An 18,861-nucleotide genomic window follows, 5' to 3' on the forward strand; every position below is an offset into this window, starting at 1 on the left:
ACGGCAGCAGCTTCAGCAGCCACCGGGTGGAGATTCCCTGCATCTGCGGGACGGACTTGACCGTCGTCGCCAGCTGGCGCGCCGCTTCCGTCGCGAGACTCATCTGCAGCTTCTCAGCATCACCACCAGGCTTCACAGGATTCGTCATGATTTACTTTTCCCTCTAGGCAGAAGAACACTCACGGACTACTCACTGACACCGACCCCGGCCCGCTTGCCGCTGAACAGCGACGCGATGCGCACAGCCGAGGTGCCCAGCCCCGAGGGGCCCCCGAACAGCCGCCCTGGCTTCCGGGTGTTGCGCAACTCGAACTCCTTGTAACGGTCCACCGTGAGGTGCCACTTGAGCACCCCGCACATCCACTGCTGCAGCTTCTCGACGTAGCCGAGCAGCTTCTCCCGGGCCCTCGCATCCAGGCCGAAATCCTCGGCAAGGGCCGGCAGCTCGGTGGCGACAATATGTTCAAACTGTCGCATCCGAGCAGCCATCAGGTCGTTGACGACCTCGACGGCCCGCGGGGCATCGAGCTCGAGGAAGTTCTGGACGACCAGCACGCCATTGTTGAGCTCGCCCTCGAACTCAATCTCCTTCTGGTAGGAGAAGATGTCGTTGGTCAAGCAGGCGTAATCCGCGGCCGAGTTCTCGAGCCCACGCATGGGCCGGGTCTGGAAGAGCTCGGGAGGGAGATCGACGCCCTGGGCCAGCCGGGACAGGCTCATGGTGAGATCCGAGCCAAACGTCTTCCGGCGCATCTCCACGTAGTCGATCGGGTCTGGAATCCGGTTCTGCATCTGATTGGCGAGCTCCCACAACCAGCTCTCGGTCATGTCCTGGATGGCCCGGCGGAACTGACGCCGCGCGTGCTCGGTCATGGGGCCGGCCGTGCGCGCCCACAGGTCGGCCAGGCCGCGCTCCACCGGATTGGTGGGAACGGCGGTGAGGGTGGAGGGGTCGTCCGGCATGAACGCCGACAACCGGGCGTTGAACACCTTCGCCCCCGCCATGTCGCGGGTGTGCCCGTAGAACGCCGGGAAGTAATCGTCGGCGTAGGTCCCCCAGACCAGCCAGCCGGCGGTCAGGTTGAGCTCGGGACCGGAGGCCCCGGGATGAATCAGCGCACCACACAGCGCCACGTCGGCGACATCGAACTTGTGGTCATCCCAGATGTAGACACCCGGGAGGCCGGGCAGGGTGTCCAGCATCCCCATCTGGCGAGCCCACTCCTTGGAGTGCCTCCGCGCGGCATCCAGATGGGGGCTCAAGCCCGTGGAGTACGGCATGTAGAACTTCGGCAGCTTCACCGGACCCACGGCCTTGTAGGGCACGTGGGTGAAGCTCTTGAACCGCCCCAGGCCCAGCGCGCCGATCGACCAGGGGAGCCGCGCCGCCGAGGTCCCCAGGCCGGTCGGGCCGAGGGAAAAGGTCCCCGCCGACCCGGAGCCACGGTTCATGTAGCGACTCGAGCGCATGTGCCACTCGTGGCCACCGGACTGCCAGTCCTGGAGTCCTCGGATATAGGTGAGCACGTTCGCCTGCTCCACCGGGTTCAGGCCGTACTCCGCGAACAACGAGGGCAGCTCCGTCACGGCCGTGTTCTCGAACTGCTGGAGCCGGGACGTCAGGAGGTCGTTGGTCAGGTTGGCGGCGCGCTGCGGATCCACGTCCAGGAAGCGCTCGACCACCAGGACGCAGTTGGAGAGCTCCCCCTCCTCTTGAATCTCGCGCTGGTAGGAGAAGAGGTCGTTGCGCAGATGCACTCCATCCGCGAACGTGTCCTTGAGCACGAGCATCGGCCGGGTGTCGGCGATTCTGGCAGGGACCTCGGCGAAGACGGCGTGCTCCACGAGGTCCGCCGACCAGGGGGCCCCGCCCACCTTGCGCCGCATCTCGATGTACTCGATCGGGTTCGAGACACGGGCCTCGCTGATATTGGACAGCTCCCAGTTCGACTCCTCGAGCAGGGCCTTGGTGCTCAAGAAGAACCGGCGCCGCCATTCCACGGACTTGGTGGGCACGGTCCGGGCCCACAGGTCCGCCAGGCCCCGCTCCACCGGATTGGTCGGCTCCGGCGGGGTGACGGAGAGGTCCACCGGCATGAACAACGGCAACCGGTCGAGATACTTCTTCGCACCCTCCCGGTCCTGGGGGCGCTTGTAGACCTCGAGAAAATGATCGTCGAAGTAGAAGACCCAGACATACCAGTCGGTCACCAGGTCGAGCTCCGGTCCTGGAGCCTCGGGATGGGTGTACGCGCAGAGCAGGGCGTAATCCATGGCATCGAACTTCGCCTCATCCCAGACGTCGATGCTGACCTCGCTCTTGGGCGGGTCCAGGATTCCCATCTCACGCGCCCACGCCTTGGAGTGCGTCCGGGCTCCCTCGAGGTGGGGGTTCAGTCGCGCGGGCCAGGGGACATAGAAGTCGGGCAGCTCAAAGGGTTGCTTTGCTCGCGCCTCAGCCATGGATGAACCTCGTCGAACTCACGGTGCTTGTCGTGTGGATGGCGCGAAGCAACGGATTCCAGACCGCGAATCCGCTGCGTGAGCCGGAATGGAGGACGTGACGCGGGCGGATTGCAGGAGGGATGCCAGGACCACGGCCGGCCATCGCTCCTCTGGAGACCGCTCTGAGACCCGCGGAAATGATGTGTCAACGCGCCCCTGTGACGTGTCAGGACCCGGCCTTGACGCGTCAGTCCGCGAGTCCGCACGAAAATTTTCGGCACCAACGCGGAGCCGGATCGGGAACTTCCCTTCCGACTCCCCTGCTCCTCCGGCCTGAAGCCCCGCTCTCCCAGGAAGAAGCCTGGGAGACGCCTCGTGGAACCGCGCCACCGAGGCCCGCTCGGACGGCGGCCCTGGGCGAGGGGAGCACGGCGTGGGAGCCCAGGTGGCCGCGGATGGCCGTACGAAGTGTTTGACACCTTCCCAGACAGAGTAGACTCCGCTGGCCTCACCCCCACACCCAGGAGCGTGCATGCGTCATTGGATGAAGCAGCTCGGTACCGGTATCGGCCTCATCTTCACTCTCGGTGTTTCCTCGACGGCCCTGGCGTATCCGCCGCAGTGCACCGATGAGTGCTCGTGCGAGAGCAGCTGCGATGACCCCTGTTATACGGGCACCAAGCGATCCACCTGTAACGCGATCAGGGTCTGCCTGAACTACTGCGGCGCCAGGAACGGCGACCCCCAGGCCTCCCTCACCCAGGATGCCCAGGGGCAGCAGGACGCCCAGGAGCAGCAGGACGGCTCCCAGGACGTCTGCACCGAGCAGGCCCGGCAGCCCGCCTCCGCGAAGAGCTGACGCGCCTTCGATGAAGCTCGAAGGGCAGTAAGCAGGCGAGGACAGGGAGAGGGCGCGGCGCCGCCCTCTCTGGACTTCAGGAAGGCCAGTCCCAGGCACCCCATCCGCCCCCGCGAACAGGCGCCGTTGATTCATCCTCTCAGGCGATATACACCGGGAGTATGACCCGCCAATACCCCCTGTTCATTCCCCTGCTCTGTCTTCTCATGGCCCCCAGCGCAGCTGAAGCCGCATGCGCTTGTTACAAGGCGACCGGGTTGTCTTCCAGCTGGGACCTTACCCTCGAGCCTGTGGACTGTGCATCCCCGGAATCCGGGCGATGGGTCGTTGATATCCGCCCCCAGCCTGGAGGTGCCCCCTTTAACGGCAAACTGCACGTAGCGATAGCGACCACTCTAGGCGTGAGTGCTTGTTGGAACTTTCAATACATGGGAGATGATGCAACAAGTGGACTTCCCATCGTCAGGGCACTGGTTCTCTCGGGCGCCCCTAGCTGCGTAGGCCAGCCATACAACTTCTCCACTCAACCACCGGGTGCACCACAGAAGAGATGCTCTACGACAGTGAGATCGACCTATGGCTTCAAGGTAGATCCCAGCTGCGGAGCTGGCTACGTCGGTGCAGCAGATAACGCACGAGCGAGCGCAACCCTCTCGTGCGGCTCTGGCAACAACATCTGCTGGGAGGATGTCGTCGATCTTGACTGCGACAGGGACACCTCGAGCGAGGACTGGCTCTACGAAGCCAGGGTTTTCTACTCGTACAGGTGCACCGAGACATACAACGCCTGTCAATAGAAGCCGCACGCTGTGTTTGACCCTCCCGGGCCGAGCCGGCCTATGTGCTCGCCGCCATGGAGCGAGCCGGCAGCACCTCCACCTTCGCGAGGAAGCGCTGTGCGAAGACCCACGCGTCACCCGGGAAGCGCGCCGAGAGATAGTGACCATCCTCGACCACGAAGCCCGCCTCCGGGCGGGGGCGCCCGCTCAGCACCAGGGGCCCCCGCTCGAACTGGGAAGGATGGCCGAGCAGGGAACGGACCTCGTCCTCCAGATAGGCGTCATAGGTCCGGTAGTGCCGTCCGACACGCGGGAACGTCAGGGCGTAGGCGCCGAACTCCATGAACTTCGTGAGGGCAGTGGTGCGCCGCTCGTACAGGACGCTGCGCCCGTCCGGGCCCTTCGTCCTCGCGAGCGCCAGGACTCCATGGCAGATGGCCCCCACCGGCCGCCCCGTGGCCCAGAAGGCGGCGAGCCTGGCTTGCAGGAGGGGACTCTCGAGATACGGGCGCATGCCCGGTGCATGACCCCCCGGGAGCAACAATGCGTCGTAGCCGTCGGGCTCGATGTCCTCCCAGCGCAGCGGCTTCTGGAACGCCGCGTCCCGCTCCAACTCGCGATAGCGCTCGAGCGCCTCCGGACTGACGCGCAGGCCTTTCGGAATGGGCCCACCCAACGTGATGGGGTCCGCACGAGGCGCTCCCTGGCCGGACTCGGAGGCGAACACCACGGAGTGCCCGGCCTTCGAGAGCACGTGCCACGGGATGGCGAGCTCCGTGGGGTCGAAATCACGGTCGGGTACTGGCGCGAGGATGGTGCGTCTGGAAGGCAAGGGCATGTTGGCGGGGACGATAGCAGTTCCCCCAGGGCCCTTCAGCGAGAGCAAGGCCCGGGCCAGCCGCGCCGTGCCCTCATCACCCCTCGTGCCGTGCCGGCTCGCCTCGCGCAAGCTCTTTGATCCCCTCTTGGATGGAGTCAAAGCCCGAAAAGGGGACTACCCTACGTGCCCGCACGAGGCCCACCATGACCTTCGATCCAAGCAAGTACAAGAAGTTCCGCGTCAGCAACTGGGGACACTCCGACCCCGTCTACAAGAAGGTCGCGACGCAACAAAAGGTACAGGGCGGCGTCTGCCGTGGAATGTGTCTGGATTGGATCCGCCGGATCCTCCTGGGCCTGGGCTCCCCCCACGAGAAGAATGGAATGCCCGTCGACAAGGAGAAGGCGCTCAAGCGCTACGTGAAACAGATCAAGCTCCACGACCTGCTGAATGAGCAGGCATCCGTTCCTGGCTACTTCGAGAACACCCTGGCCCCGCTCGCCCAGAAGGAGGACGCGCTTCTCGAGCTGAAGGCAACCTGCATCGCCGAGTCGAATCTGTACAAACAAAACGGCGATGACCTGAAGCAGAGGAGACTCAATGGCGAGTCCATCCCCCCGCAGGAGTTGCAGGCGCACATCAAGATGTTCAATCGGGTGATGTCGAGAATGGGGTACATCAACAAGCGGCTGCCCCAAGTGCAGGACGACATCCGGGCCATCCAAGCGCAAACCGAGGACATCGAGATATACCTGAACCGCAAGTTCCCGGAGATGTTCGCCAACTTCCAGGTGGCGTGGAAGAAACACAAGCCGACGAACTTCCAATCCATCACCCTGGACCCGCCGAGCACGACCCAGATGACCGGCAGCTACACGAAAGGGACTGACGTGTGGACGAAGCTGGTCCTCCCCTTCCTCCTGCTCGAGCTCGAGGCGGGCGACTGCGCGCTGGTGCAGGCCGGCGTGTCCAGCAGCAACCAGCCCGGACACGCCATCGCGTTCCACCTGTCTCACACCGGCAGGCTCTGCTTCTTCGATCCCAACTTCGGTGAATTCCGCTTCGACCCCGACGAACACTCCGACATGAAGGTGTTCTTCACGGACATGTGGGACTGGAACTACGCGCAGTTCACCTGGGTGTCGCTCGTCAGACTCAGGCACTCGAACGGCGCCACCTCCGTGGCCGTCTACGATCCCACCGTGCGCAAGGTGAAGGGCTCGACGTCCTGCAACTTGATGTGACGGTGCCGCGACCTCCCGCGCGGCGGCTCCCGTCACCGTCCGACCACGAGCGTGTACCTGTAGTCGAAGGCCTCCTGGCTCGGATCCACGCCCGTGACGTGGACCTCATGGCTGCCAGGCGCCAGGGTCAGCATGAGCCACCACCCATCACTGACGCCGGGCTGGGAGGTGCCCTGGAGGCAAGCATCCGGGAGCTGACCAATCAGGCTCCGCTCCGCGGTGAACTGGAACAAACCGGTCGTGTGCCGGTGCTCGGCGGGATCGATCTCCACTCCATCCAGGCTCACCGTGAGGTTCTGGACCAGGCTGTTGTAATCCATCGCACCTTGCGTGAGGAACGCTTCCAGGGACTGTCCGGGGGCCGGCTCAAAGCTGGAGTCCGGGCAGGGATAGTCGTTGATGATCACCCACAGCGGGACGAGCACCGGCTTGCCGGCGGGGATGTTGCAGGAGCGCTGATACGTCTTCGCGCCATCGTAGACGGGAACGAGGAAGACGGGCTCGCTCTGGCCAGTGGCGCAGTCCGCCTCCAGCACGAGCGTGGGACTCTGGCTGGCGGGGACGGCGAACATCCAGTGATACCAGGACTCGGTCCAGTCCGTGATGCCGCGGCCCTGAACGGACTCCTGGGCCGGGATGACGCGGGTGGTGGGCTCGGGCTCCTCCGTCCCGCAACCCGCCAAGAGCAGACCCGCCGCGCAGACACTCCTCCAAAGCATGTGATTCATGGTGCCTCCGTTGGTGACAAGGTGAGGCCCAGGGTATTCACCGCGCGCGGAGTGACCATTCCCCTGAACAGGGGATACAGTCCGCGAGCATGTCCAGCTCCGTCACCTGGCAGGATGCTCGCGCCGTCTTCCGTCTGCTCGATGAGTTGAAGCAGTTGAGCCATGACCCACTGGCATGGCGCCGCCACCTGCTCACGTCGCTCCGGCCTCTGGTGGGCGCACAGGTCGGCATGGCCGCGGAGGTGCCGGAAGGGCGTCTCCTGGAGCCCTCCAGCCACATGGGCTGCGTGGATACCGGCTGGGGAACCGAGTCCGAGCGCCGCGCGTGGATGAGCGTTTGCGAGCGCCAGGAGCCGGAGCTGGACCCCTCGGACGCGGCCATCGCGAGGCAGGGTGTGCGCTCCTTCACCCTCGGCAGGGAGGAGCTCGCGACAGATCGAAGCTGGTACAGGTCCGTGATGTTCAACGAGCACTACCGGCCCGCTCAGCTCAATCACTATCTGCTGTCACACCTCCACATTCCCGAGTACGGGGCAGCGCATTATGTGTTTCTGTTCAAGACCCGGTCCGAGGGCCCGTTCACCGAGCGAGAAAGGCAGATCGTCCACCACCTCCACGGAGAGCTGGGCGAACTGTGGAGGGCGGCGAGCGGGGCACAGCTGCCGCGGCGGCTCCAACAGACCCTGACGCTGCTTCAGGCGGGCTACAGCGAGAAAGAGGTGGCGGAGAGGCTTGAGCTCAGCCCGGGGACGGTGCACGACTACTGCAAGGCCCTGCACAAGCGATGGAAGGTGCGCAGCCGCGCCGAGCTGCTGGCACGGGCGCGGGCCCTTCCCCAGGCCCCCCACCTGATGATGCAGGAGCGCGCCAACGCGCGCCGGGTGTAGACGCGACGTGACTCAGCCCACCGGCTGCGCGGCCTCCGCGGCCTCCGCGGCCTCCGTCCCATGTACCGTCAGCACGGGGCACGAGGCCCGGGCCACCACCTTCTGGGCGACGCTGCCCATGAAGAGCCGGGCGAGCCCGGTACGCCCGTGCGTGCCCATCACCACCAGGTCGTACCCACCCTCGGCGAAGCGGAGGATGGTCTCCGCCGCGGGCCCCCGCTCCAGGTGCACCTGAAGAGGCACGGGGCTGGAGTGGTAGCTCTCCACCCAGGCGTGCAGGAGGCGGCCCGCCTGCGCGAGCCCCAGGGTCTCCAGCGGCGTCCCCGGCTCTCCGGGCACCACCACCAGGATCTCCGGTTCCAGGTGGGCAGGGGGCTCCCAGACATGGAGCACGTCGACCGAGGCCCCCATCCGCTCGGCAAGGGAGATGGCGAGCTCGACGGCTCGCCGCGAATACTCCGAGAAATCGGTGGGGACCAGGATGCGGCGGATGGGCTGGGCCATGGCTTCCTCCTCGGCGGGAATGCCCATGGGGAACCTAGGCACCCCATGCTCTCCATGCCGCAGCCCGTCCCCCCAGACGATGTCAGGAGCAGGGTGATGGGCCAGATGCGCTATCTCACGCTCTTCGGATTGAGCAGCGGCAGGGCCGCGAGCTTGTCCAGCACCAGGTCCGCCGTCTCCAGCGCCCCCTCCACCCAGCCCTGAGCGCCTGAGTAGGCCTCGCCGCAGATGTACACGGGCGTGTCCGCGACGGGCTGGGGGACTTTCTGGATGACCTCGTGGCTGCGCACTCCGATGTTCCAGCTGTTCCACCCTCCGCCGTACGGGTCCTGGCCCCAGTCCCGGTAGGCCGCCTCGAGCACGTCCGGCACGAAGCCCAGGCCGTGGATGAGCTGCAGTTGACGCTGGATCTCAGCCACCATGGCCTTGGGCGCGTCGTGCTTCGTCCACTCGCTGTCCACCTCCCCATCCCGGGCCAGCCGCTTGTGGAGGCCGATGAACCGCTCCTTCTTCGGAACGTTGCGCGCCTCCGCGAGCCATCCCAGGCCACGCTTGTCCCGGAAGCTGTCCCAGAAGCCGATGTTCGTCCCGTCGTCGTAGCTGGCCATCAGCATGGAAGGGCCCTGGGTCGCCGCGGTGCCGTCGTTCTTCGGCCAGTAGTACGTCTGCCGCACCGGCAGGTCCGTCGTCGTGCGTCCCGCCTTCACCCCCGCGGGCAACCACCAGGGATCCCGGTACGTGGTGAAGAGCTTGAACAGCGGCTGCGGCGTCACGGTGTGCAGCAGCTCCGTGACGTCCTGCCTGCGCAGGAACGGCGTTCCCTCGCGCAGCAAATCCAACGCCCGCCGCGGCATGGCCAGGATGACCACCCGGGCCAAGACCTCGGGCTTGTCCTTGAACGTCAACCGGACGCGCTTGTCCGGCTCCACCTCGAAGTGGGAGACGGGGCTGTCGAGCTGGATGTTGCCGCCCAGGGCCTCGAAACGTCTGGCGACCGTCAGGGGGACCTGCTGGAAGCCCCGCTTGAAGCCCTTGTATTTCGCGTCGACCCCGAAGTCGCTCAGGAACCAGGGAATGGCATCCGCCGCGTTCCAATTGTTCAGCGTGGACTGGTAGCCGCCCGCGTCCATCGCGAGCTGGTAGGCCTCGCCGCTCATCACACGCACCAGCACCTGCCAGAACCCCTGCTTGTACAATTTCTCCCCGGCGAACTCCGCGTCCCGCGTCATCTCCCGCCGCTGTTCCTCCGTCAGCCCCGGGGCCGTGATGCCAGGGACGATCTGCTCGATGGCGTTGATGACGAGCGTGCCCGCGGAGTTGCCGGACTCGAGGAACTTCAGCTTGTAGGGCACCTTCTCCGGGTGCTGGGTGAAGTCGGACAGACGCAGGTAGGTGCCGCGCAGGTACGAGATGTTCTGGTCCTGATCGACGGGGAAGTCGTAGGTGTCGATCCGCTCGTTCGGTCCGGCGTCCTTGTTGAGGGCCTCGAGCAGCGCGGCGATCCGCGGTTGCACCGCAGGCAGGATGCGCATGCCACCGAGCTCCGCCACCATGTTGGGGATGCCCGGGGGAGCCACCGACAACAGGCGGCCTCCGACGCGGTGGCTCGCCTCGAACACCGTGATGTTGAGATTGGGGTGCTGCTGCTTCAACTTCCACGCCGAATAGACACCGGAGACGCCGGCGCCCACGATGGCGATGTCCAACTCTTGAGCCATGGTTTGTTCTCCTGGGGAATCGGTGGGGGCTTCACAGCGCGACTAGAAGACGACCTGCATGCCCTCGGCTGGCGACGTGCCGTGCGTGTCGGCCCCGAGCGTGTGCCGAGCGCGAGCCATGTGGCGGTAGTAGGCGTGGAGCGATGGCGGTGCGGCGACAACTCGCTGTTTCGCGACCCCGGGCGCGCTGGGCGCCAACTGGGATTGAGGATCCAACCGCACGTCCAACACGAAGGACTGCTTGCGCTCGCGCACGCACTCCAGGCCTTCCTTGAGCGCGGCCTTGACGTCCTGCGGCTTCGTCACGACGCGGCCGTTGGGAACACCGAACGACTTCGCGAGCTCCACGAAGCTGAAGTTCGGGTCGCGGATGGTGAGGTACTCGGGCGTCATGGTGACGGGCTTCCACTCGAAGCCCGGAGCGGAACCGTAGGCCCCCACCACCTGCCCGAGTCCCACCTGGAGCGTGCGGTACTCGGTGTTGTTCATGATGATGTAGAGCACGGCGAGTCCGCGGTGGGCCGCCGTCCACCACACCTGCGGATAGAAGAGCGAGGAGCCGTCCCCCACCGCGTTGATGACCACCTCGGGAGTGATGCCCTGGTAGCCCTCGGCCGCGAGCCGGGTGCCGAGCGAGGCCGGCATGGACCAGCCGAGCGACCCGCCCGCCACGCAGTAGTAGCTGGTGGGGGCCGCCGCACGAGCACCCAGCGGCATCAGCATCTGGAACGAGCCCGCGTCCGACACCGCCTCGTGCACGTAGACGAACTTCTTCTCCAGCTTCTCCTCGGCGATGAGCTGGCGCAGGGAGTCGGCCACCACCACGCCCCAGATGCCCTCGGCCGACATGGCCTGGGCGGTGAACTCGCGCCAGAGCTGCGTGCGCGCTTCGGCGGATTCCCGCAGGGCGGCGTTGTTGCTCGCGGCCGTGGCGGGCGGTGACTGGCGCAAGCGCTGGGTGAGGCCGGGCAGGGTGCTCTTGATGTCCCCCAGGATGGCCACTTCCCCGTAGTGATTCTTGCCGATGTCCCAGGTGTTGTTGGCCAGGTAGATGCACTTGAGCGAGTCCGGGATCAGCGGCCCGTCCGAGTACTTGTAGACGGCCAGCTGGGCCTGGGAGCCGAAGCCGCACAGGAACGCCACGTCGTGGAGGCCGAGCACCTTCTGGATATCCGCCTGAGCGCCGGGCAGCTCGCCTTGCCAGTGGGGATCGTCATTGGGGAAGTTGGCCAGGCTGCTGAAGCCCTCGAGGTACACGGGTGCACCCGCCACCTCGGCGAGCTCGCGCACCTCGTTCCACGCGTCGCCATAACCGACGGCGTCTCCCACGATGATGACGGGGTTCTTGGACTTGGAGAGGAGCTCGGCGGCCTGGGCCACCGCGGTTGCGTCACCGGTGAACCCCGAGGCGATGCGGGTGACGCCCTTGACGCGAGAGTCCGGAGGAATCTGCCGCAGGGTGAAGTCCCACGGCAGCGACAGGAAGACGGGACCCGCGGGCGGCGCCAGGGCTTCCTTGAACGCCCGCTGCAACACCAGGGGGAATTCCTCCCAGGCGCGCAGCTCGTGGGACCACTTGGTGAACTGCTCGGCGACCTGGACCAGGTTGGAGGCCAGCAGGGGCTCCTGGGTGACGAGCTCGTTCTGCTGCTGCCCACAGAGGACGACCACGGGCATGCGCGACTTATAGGCGTTGTAGAGATTGCCCAGGCAGTGGCCAATTCCTGGCGTCACGTGTACCATGACCACACCGGGCTTGCCTGTCATGCGCGCGTAGCCCATGGCCGCGCCCAGCGCGATGTTCTCGTGCAGACACTCGATGTACTTCACCTTCCCCAGGTTCTCCGGCGCCTCGCAGCCGTCGATGATGGGAATCTCATTGGTGCCGGGAACACCGAAGAGATAGCCGACACCGAGCTCGCGCAGGATGTCGAACAGGTAGTCGCGAGTCCAACGCGTGGCGGGCGCTTGCATTTGCGGCATGGGATTGGCTCGAGGGGACTGCGGGTGGATGAAGGCATGAGAGGAAGCCCGGCCCTGGCTCCGGACTTTCCCCACGCATCACAACTCGCTGCAGTCCCTGCATTCCAAAGCCATGGCCCGAGCGAAGTCGAGCAACTTGGGAATGGCCTCGTGCCCGGTGTCTGGAACAGAACGATTATGGCATTGGCCAAATCGTACAGTGCGGCCTTCCCCGGGAAGCCGTCGTCACCAGCCGCTGTTCCCCGAGACCTTGTTGAAGGTGTAGCGGTTGTCGGGGTTCAGGAGCCCACCCAGGGCCGCGCCCGTCACGGTGACGTTGGTGCAGGTGGCCGTCCCAGGCACATTGAAGGTCTCCACCCCATAGGCGCCCGCGCCCTTGATGGTGACGTTGCTCAGGGTCACGGGAGAGATGGGGTAGGTGTTCACGGGGGGATTGGACACGGGAGGTGTCTTGCCAAAGCTGATTTTCACGGCCGAGAAGGTGCTGTCGTTGATGTCCACCCCGTCCACGAGGATGTGCCCCGAGATCTCCTTCCTCGTCGCGTGGAGCCACAGAGCCCCGGCGTTCATGGCGAAGTTCACCTTCTGCTCTCCACCGGTCCGGGTCAGGGTCACGCGCCTGACCTCCGTGGTCCCAAGGAAGGGCAGGTCCGCGAACCAGTCGGTGATCAGGACGCCCGAGGAGGCGTAGTGCGTATCCACTCCCACGCTGTCCAGAATCTTGTTGTCCCTGCCGTTGTAGATGGCGAAGGTGTTGGCGAGATTGGGCAGCTGCGCGGTGTCATAGCGGAACGTGCAGTTCTCGTTGATGGCACTATCGGACCACATGGCGAAGGCGTCATCGCCCGTGTTGCGAGCGTGGACGTGGCTGACCATCGTGTTCTTCACGCCCGCATGGAGGTTGACTCCGTCCGCATAGACGTTCCGCACACGGCCATTGACGATGTACAGACCGTCCGTTCCGGGTCTGATCCAGTAGGCGACCTTCGCGTGTTCAATCCAGACGTTCTGGATGAGCGAGCCCGTGCCGAAGTTCTCCTCGAACGCCGCTTTATCCGCTCCGTCCTGGCGCTCGACGATTTCCCCGACGTACGCCAGGTCGAACACCTTGACGTTGCTCCCCGTGCCCTTGAAGTGTTCGCCGATATTGGTGGCCCGGAGCCGCGTGTACCAGGGGCCCGCGCCGCGCAGGTGGATGTTCTCCAGTTCCACCAGACCATTGATGTTGAAGAGGCCCGAAGGAATCCAGACCCCCTCCTTGCCGGTGGACTTCGCGCTGGAGATGGCGCTGCGGAGCGCCTGGGTGTCGTCTCCGCTGTCGTCCGCGATGGCGCCAAAGGACGTGATGCTCACGAAGTTCGCGGGCATGGTCAGCGGCGCGTCCACCTGCTCCAGGTCGATCAGATCGATCGTGTAATAGACCGAGGTGTCTCCGCTGTCCTTCTGCAGCTTGAGGGTGGCCCCCGCCGGAATGGACGGCAGCAGGAAGCGGCTCTCGTCATAGAAGCGATGCGGACCCGGGTCCCACTCGCCCGGCTTGGACGGCGTGCTCGGGCTGTCACCGTAGGGATAGCCACCGTAGACCCAGGCATGCCGCGAGGTCAGGTTCAGGGTCTGGAGCTTCGTGCCATTGACGTACAGGCTCAGCGTCGCGCTCGCCCCGCCTCCGGCCGCCGCGTCCGGCATGCCGTAGCGGACGACGAGCGAGTTGGCCGCCTGGGGCACGGTCCATTGCACATAGTGGCCCGTCTGCGTGAGCTTGACGGCCCGGCGTCCCGAGGACTCGGCCTCCACCGTCCCGGGAGTCCGGTTGGGACTCAACACCGTGGCGTTGGTCGTGCCCGCTTCGGCTTCCAGTTCCTGGTAGGGCAGCGTGGCACCGCGGGCCGCCAGGGCCTTGCCGTCCACGACGGTGAGGGCATCGATGCTGACGCCCCCGGTGTTCCCCGTGTCGTACTGATAGGTGATGGTATTGAGCCCTCGACGCAGGTTCAGGGTCTCCGTCTGCCCCGACCAGGTGGAGCCGGTGTGGGCCAGGGTCGTGGTCAAGGCGAACAGGCCATTGACATAGACATTCAGGGTCTTGCTCGCCCCCGAGTTGTTGAAATAGCGCAGACCCACGCTCGTGGCCGCCGCCGCGTCCATGTTGACCGTGAAGATGACCCTCGCACCGGTGGCGGAGAAGCTCCGCAGATAGGCGGACTCCTTGGTGACGCCCCCGGAGAAGAACTGCTCCTCCGCCTCATAGACAAAGCCCGAACCCGCGGGCGGCGGGGGTGGGGCAGGAATGGGCTCGGTCACCGTGATGCTGTCCAGGTTGACGTTGCCCGAGTCGGTCGTGTCGAACTTGTAGCGCAGGATGTGGCTGCCAGAGCTCAGGCTGAGCATGCGGGTCTTCGTGCCCCAGGTGTCCCAATTGGTGGTCGCGCCGAGGGAGAGCTGCTCCACCTTCGTGCCATCGACGTAGAGGCTCAACGTCTGCGCGCTGCCCGTGCCGTTGGCATAGCGCAGCGCCACGTCATAGTTGCCCGCGGCGGACGCGCTGATGGAGAACTGGACGGCGGCATTGCCCTTGTTCCCGTCCGTGAAGCCTCCCACGAAGCCCGTGCCGGAATAGCCGGTGTGATCGGTCTCGACGACGGCGCCGCCCGACAACGCCGCGGCCTCCGCTTCATAGGTCGACCCGGCGGCTTGCCGCTCCGAGAGCAAGTCCTCCTCGACCGTCGGATCCGCCAGGGCTCCGCATCCCGCGCCAGCGCTCAACCACGACATCACGAGAATCCGGCCGCCCCAGGTCGTCCACACGCTCTTCATCGTTGTACTCACTGGAACTCCTCCCAAGCCTGGATGGTGGATGCCATCGCCTGGAGTAGAGACAGGGGGTTGTCTTATCCAGAACCACATGGGGAATCCATAAACTCCATGATTTCCATGGAAAATGGAAAATCACCATTCCAGAACATCCACCAGTCGACGGAGCACTTCCTTGGACGCGGTGTCCCGCTCGGGCTGAGACAATGCTGGGCTGTGCAACAAGGGGAGGTGAGTTGACCGTGTCAAACCATGGCGACGAACTCGAGCAGCTCTTGCGTCTGAGCTGGGAGCGGGCCCGGGCGTCCTGGCCCACCGTGCCGCTGGCCTTCGAGCCCTTCAGCGCCCACCTCCGGGGGATGCTGGGCTCCCAAAACCTGGGACGGGGGCGGCTCTCCGCGCAACTCGAGTCGATGGCCGTGTCGGACCTCTACCTCGCCTGTGCGTGCTTGCAGGGCATGCCTTCCGCGCTCCAAGTGCTGGAGACCCAGTTCATGGCCCGGCTGCCGTCCCTGCTCGGCTATCTCAAGTTGCCGGCAACAATGCTCGACGAGGTCAGCCAGAGGGTACGCATCCACCTGTTGGTGGGCACGAGCGAGACGCGGCCCCAGTTCGCGGAGTACACGGGCAGGGGCCAGCTCCTCAGCTGGCTGCGCGTCATGGCAGTGCGCACGGCCCTCAAGTCGCGCCCGCCGAACGGGGGAACCCGAGAGGACGAGCGCCAGGTCCAGGAGGCCCTGCTCGCCTCCAAACCGAGCCCCGAGCTCGACATCATCCGGCGCCGCTACTCAAGCAAGTTCACCCAGGCCGTGCACGACGCGTACGCCTCGCTGCCCAAGTCCCAGCAATCCCTGCTGCGACTGCACGTCGCAGATCGCCTGTCCACCACGCAGGTGGACAGTCCGTTTGGCAAGAACCCGTCGACGGCGCGGCGCGAGTTGGAGAAGGCTCTCCATGCTCTGTTCGAGAAGCGCAAGCGGCCAAGGGAGCCTCCATCGGAGGATGAGCCCTTGCCGATACCCTCGCCGAGGCCCTCGTCAGGGCCGCCCATGCCGCCGCCTGCGATGGCGTTGGAGCTGGAAGAGTGACTCCGGGCTAGTCGTCCGCCCGCGGCTGTGATCGCCGAGATCGTCAATCCACCATCGCTCCAGCGGAGATGTTGACCTCGGTCGAGGTCATGGTGCGGGCCAGGTCGGAAGCCACGAAGGCCGCGACGTTGCCCACGTCGGCGAGCGTCGCCGCCCGCTTCAGCAGCGTCGCCTGCTCGATGCTGGCGGCGATGTCCTTCCACCCGGGGAGCGTGTCGGGAAGGGTCTCGGGGATTCCTCCCGTCTTCAGCGTCACCACGCGGATGCCGTGGGCGCCGAGCTCGCAGGCCCACTGCCGGCGCAGGCCCTCGACGGCGTCGAGGGCAATCTTGAAGCCTCCCAGGCCGGGCAGTGTCTGCGGACCCGAACCTCCGAACGCGAGGATGACGCCCGAGCCGCGCGGAATCATGTGCCGGGCGGCCGCCCTCGTCGTCACGAACTGCGTCCGCATCGCGATCGTGATGGGCTGCAGGAAGTCGTCGACCGAAATCTCCATCAGCGGCTTCTGGACGTCGCCGTACCCGATGAGGTTGAACGAGATGTCGATGCGCCCGGTCTGCCCGGCGACCGCATCAACGAACGCGTCGACGGCCTTCTCGTCGAGTGCATCAACGACGGCGAGCTCCGCATTTCCGCCACTCGCACGGATGTCGTCCGCGACCCGCTCGAGCTTCGCCTTCGTACGGCCCGTGAGGAAGACCCTCGCCCCCTCGCGGGCGAAGGCGCGGGCCACGGCGCCGCCGATCGAGCCGCCCGCGCCGTAGATGATGGCCACCTTGTTCTCCAGCAGCATCCGCGCTCCCTTCCTTTCAGGCTCCGGTTCATCCTGGACAGGCCGCTCAGCGGCACGCGTTCCGTGGCACGTTTCAGCCACCGGAGGGGGAGGAGGTGCCCGTCAGCGTCACGCCCGAGTAGTCCGCGTACGCATGGACCATCACGTAATACCTGCCTGCCTGGATGTTGGTGATGGTGCACGTCTCGTTGTTGCCACTCAGATACGGACGGCAGTCATACTTGGAGGTTTCCGGCACGGCACCGAAGCGCACGTAGAGGTCCGCGTCGCCCGTGCCACCACTGAGGGTAAACGTCAGGCTCGTCTGGCCCGCGGGCACGTCCAGGCTGTAGTACTTCTTGTTGCCCTTGCTATCGGCGACGGACACGCCCACACCGTTGCTCAGTGCAATGGGAGTCGGAGAAGGTTGTGTCACGCCCACGCCGACCGCTTCCCACGCGGCATTCACCGCATCCACGGTCGTCTGATCGTAGCCGAGCTGCGAGGCAACAATCGCGGTCGCCAACCTGGCCTGCGCGAAGGTGGTGCTCGGCACATAAATGTCCGTGCTGGCCCTGTACCAGATCTGCGCCGCCCTCTGGACGCCGATGGCCGGAACCACGATGGTGGAACGGCCACGAGGGTGCGTCCCGCCCTTGGCCAACAGCGCGAATGCCAGGTTGGGCACGCCCGAGGTGTAGTGCACATCTTGGCTGGAGGTGTAGTCCGCCGCGTAGTCGATGGACGCACCGTCCTTCTTCGGATCGTCCATGTAGCGTAACGCGTCACCCGCGATGGGGGGCGTCCACATGTCCTCACCGATCTTCCAGATATCCGCCGAGGTGCTCCAGGTGCCCGACTGCCAGCTCTCGCAGATGGCGCTGAACGTGTCAGACAGGGCCTCGTTCAGAGCGCCGGGCTCACCCGCGTAGATGAGGTTGGACTCAGACTCCGTCATGCCGTGGGTCAGCTCGTGCACCGTGGCGTCGCCGTCCATGCCCAGCGGGCTGGCGTTCACGCCGTCGCCGTCGCCGTACACCAGTTGGGTGCCATCCCAGTACGCGTTCGCGTAGTTTCTACTGTAGTGGACCGTGCTGATGAGCCTGCCGCCCGCGTTGTCATAGGAGTCACGGAGGAAGTTCGCCTGGTAGCAGTTGTACGCGTAGGTCAGCAGGTTCCAGTTCATGTCGACAATGTCGTCGCCAATGGGCGCACAGACATCGCAACGCTTCAGCACGCCCGGAGTGGTCGTGCCGTAATTCGCGGAGTACACCGAGCGGTAGAGCAGGGTGTGGAGCTCTGGCACGCGCAGCAGGACGGAGGAGTCGGTCGCGCTCACGTAGACACGGTCGCGCAGGGGCATGCCCTCCCCCTCGCCAACGACACGCACCTCCCACGCCAGGCTCAGCCTGCCATCCCCGGTGCGCACGTACACCCGCCGGGGCTCGCCCTGGATGGACAGGTCCGTGCCCCGCGTGGTCCGCAGGGCCGCCGCGGACGCGGCTGGAGCCCCCACTCGCGGCTGCGAGGAGACGTCCACGCCGTCACGCGCCGAGCCGTTCGCCAGGAATACCGTGCCATCCGGGCGCACGTGGAGGATGAGGTCACCGCCCACCACCTCCAGACCGTTCTTCATCTGCCGGTAGCGCAGGTGCTGGTTGCCCTGGGCATCCGTGTGCGCTTTCTGGAAGACCAGGTCCTGCGCACGCAGCCGGAACACTGGAGCCACCGCCGACAGTGCCGACTCCGCCCCCTGGCCCACGGACAGCGTCCGCTCCACGCGCCCCAGCTCGCCCCGGAGGGTGTCCGGAATGCCGTCCGCATGCACCCCGAGAACCTCGGCGCCGCCGAGCGCGTTCAAGGCAGCCTGGATGTCCTCACCCGACTTCTTCTGCCCGAGTGCCAGGGACTCTTCACCACCGGACTGCTCCGTGGCACCGCAGGCGGCGAGCGAAACTCCCAGCCAGGCCACGCCCAACGTCGTCAGAAGCCGATGAGCCAACGCAGGTACCTCCCTGAAGAGTGACTCCAAGCTCCTGACATACCCGGAAACCCAGAATCAACCGCCACTTCGGGAATACACCCTTGGGAGATCTTTCCAGTCGCTGGGGCGCCCGGGCGCAGCACGCCCACGCCCGAGAGAGCAGCCTCTTGCCGTGCCCCGGTGTTGCTTCCCAAGGCACAAACCCTTGCAGTGCCCCGGTGTTGCTTCCCAAGACACAA

13 protein-coding genes and 1 pseudogene are annotated in these 18,861 nt (G+C 65.7%); 4 read left to right on the forward strand and 10 right to left on the reverse strand.

Annotated features, from left to right (window positions below):
* A pseudogene (locus tag DAT35_RS48575) lies at positions 1 to 148 on the reverse strand (Crp/Fnr family transcriptional regulator); the annotation flags it as partial.
* Positions 149 to 186: 38 nt separating this feature from the next.
* On the reverse strand, positions 187 to 2,463 hold the full coding sequence (locus DAT35_RS48580; RefSeq protein ID WP_108076200.1) for a family 2 encapsulin nanocompartment cargo protein terpene cyclase: 2,277 nt from the start codon (positions 2,461 to 2,463) through the stop codon (positions 187 to 189).
* A 514-nt stretch (positions 2,464 to 2,977) separates the two neighbouring features.
* On the opposite strand from DAT35_RS48580, the gene DAT35_RS48585 reads away from it, so the two are divergent.
* Complete coding sequence (locus DAT35_RS48585; RefSeq protein WP_108076201.1) at positions 2,978 to 3,304, forward strand: hypothetical protein; 327 nt, start codon at positions 2,978 to 2,980, stop codon at positions 3,302 to 3,304.
* 837 nt (positions 3,305 to 4,141) lie between these two features.
* Here the strand turns inward: DAT35_RS48585 and DAT35_RS48590 are convergent.
* Positions 4,142 to 5,032, reverse strand: coding sequence for a type 1 glutamine amidotransferase domain-containing protein (locus tag DAT35_RS48590; RefSeq protein WP_233262156.1), 891 nt, complete (start codon positions 5,030 to 5,032; stop codon positions 4,142 to 4,144).
* 74 nt (positions 5,033 to 5,106) lie between these two features.
* Between DAT35_RS48590 and DAT35_RS48595 the strand changes: the two genes are divergently transcribed.
* Positions 5,107 to 6,147 (forward strand): YopT-type cysteine protease domain-containing protein, encoded by a 1,041-nt coding sequence (locus tag DAT35_RS48595; protein WP_158502188.1) that lies wholly within the window; start codon positions 5,107 to 5,109, stop codon positions 6,145 to 6,147.
* A 32-nt stretch (positions 6,148 to 6,179) separates the two neighbouring features.
* On the opposite strand, the gene DAT35_RS48600 is transcribed toward DAT35_RS48595, so the two are convergent.
* A complete protein-coding gene (locus tag DAT35_RS48600) occupies positions 6,180 to 6,875 on the reverse strand; it encodes a hypothetical protein (protein WP_146210189.1) in 696 nt (231 codons plus the stop codon).
* Between the two features lie 89 nt (positions 6,876 to 6,964).
* Between DAT35_RS48600 and DAT35_RS48605 the strand changes: the two genes are divergently transcribed.
* Positions 6,965 to 7,762, forward strand: coding sequence for a LuxR C-terminal-related transcriptional regulator (locus tag DAT35_RS48605; protein WP_233262157.1), 798 nt, complete (start codon positions 6,965 to 6,967; stop codon positions 7,760 to 7,762).
* 12 nt (positions 7,763 to 7,774) lie between these two features.
* On the opposite strand, the gene DAT35_RS48610 is transcribed toward DAT35_RS48605, so the two are convergent.
* The 4 genes from DAT35_RS48610 to DAT35_RS48625 all read right to left on the reverse strand — a co-directional run bounded on the left by DAT35_RS48610 (position 7,775) and on the right by DAT35_RS48625 (position 14,793).
* Entirely contained in the window at positions 7,775 to 8,308 is a 534-nt protein-coding gene (locus DAT35_RS48610; protein WP_233262158.1) for a universal stress protein, read from the reverse strand.
* A gap of 68 nt (positions 8,309 to 8,376) precedes the next feature.
* Positions 8,377 to 9,984 (reverse strand): FAD-dependent oxidoreductase, encoded by a 1,608-nt coding sequence (locus DAT35_RS48615; RefSeq protein ID WP_108076205.1) that lies wholly within the window; start codon positions 9,982 to 9,984, stop codon positions 8,377 to 8,379.
* 42 nt (positions 9,985 to 10,026) lie between these two features.
* A complete protein-coding gene (locus DAT35_RS48620; RefSeq protein ID WP_199243231.1) occupies positions 10,027 to 11,967 on the reverse strand; it encodes a thiamine pyrophosphate-binding protein in 1,941 nt (646 codons plus the stop codon).
* Between the two features lie 225 nt (positions 11,968 to 12,192).
* Complete coding sequence (locus tag DAT35_RS48625; RefSeq protein WP_108076207.1) at positions 12,193 to 14,793, reverse strand: CBM35 domain-containing protein; 2,601 nt, start codon at positions 14,791 to 14,793, stop codon at positions 12,193 to 12,195.
* 227 nt (positions 14,794 to 15,020) lie between these two features.
* Here DAT35_RS48625 and DAT35_RS48630 point away from each other — a divergent pair, with 227 nt between their 5' ends.
* A complete protein-coding gene (locus DAT35_RS48630; protein ID WP_158502189.1) occupies positions 15,021 to 15,866 on the forward strand; it encodes an RNA polymerase subunit sigma-70 in 846 nt (281 codons plus the stop codon).
* Between the two features lie 43 nt (positions 15,867 to 15,909).
* Here the strand turns inward: DAT35_RS48630 and DAT35_RS48635 are convergent, their stop codons facing one another.
* On the reverse strand, positions 15,910 to 16,659 hold the full coding sequence (locus DAT35_RS48635) for an SDR family NAD(P)-dependent oxidoreductase (protein ID WP_108076209.1): 750 nt from the start codon (positions 16,657 to 16,659) through the stop codon (positions 15,910 to 15,912).
* Positions 16,660 to 16,732: 73 nt separating this feature from the next.
* Positions 16,733 to 18,640, reverse strand: a complete 1,908-nt coding sequence (locus DAT35_RS48640; protein WP_108076210.1) for a M4 family metallopeptidase — start codon at positions 18,638 to 18,640, stop codon at positions 16,733 to 16,735.
* Positions 18,641 to 18,861: the final 221 nt, after the last annotated feature.

This window comes from Vitiosangium sp. GDMCC 1.1324 (genome assembly GCF_003044305.1).
Classification (GTDB): Bacteria; Myxococcota; Myxococcia; order Myxococcales; family Myxococcaceae; genus Archangium.

Excerpts from the sequence above, each read along its gene's own strand:
- DAT35_RS48580 (WP_108076200.1), bottom strand. The coding sequence starts at position 2,463 with ATGGCTGAGGCGCGAGCAAAGCAACCCTTTGAGCTGCCCGACTTCTAT.
- DAT35_RS48585 (WP_108076201.1), top strand. The coding sequence starts at position 2,978 with ATGCGTCATTGGATGAAGCAGCTCGGTACCGGTATCGGCCTCATCTTC.
- DAT35_RS48595 (WP_158502188.1), top strand. The coding sequence starts at position 5,107 with ATGACCTTCGATCCAAGCAAGTACAAGAAGTTCCGCGTCAGCAACTGG.
- DAT35_RS48600 (WP_146210189.1), bottom strand. The coding sequence starts at position 6,875 with ATGAATCACATGCTTTGGAGGAGTGTCTGCGCGGCGGGTCTGCTCTTG.
- DAT35_RS48605 (WP_233262157.1), top strand. The coding sequence starts at position 6,965 with ATGTCCAGCTCCGTCACCTGGCAGGATGCTCGCGCCGTCTTCCGTCTG.
- DAT35_RS48615 (WP_108076205.1), bottom strand. The coding sequence starts at position 9,984 with ATGGCTCAAGAGTTGGACATCGCCATCGTGGGCGCCGGCGTCTCCGGT.
- DAT35_RS48620 (WP_199243231.1), bottom strand. The coding sequence starts at position 11,967 with ATGCCGCAAATGCAAGCGCCCGCCACGCGTTGGACTCGCGACTACCTG.
- DAT35_RS48635 (WP_108076209.1), bottom strand. The coding sequence starts at position 16,659 with ATGCTGCTGGAGAACAAGGTGGCCATCATCTACGGCGCGGGCGGCTCG.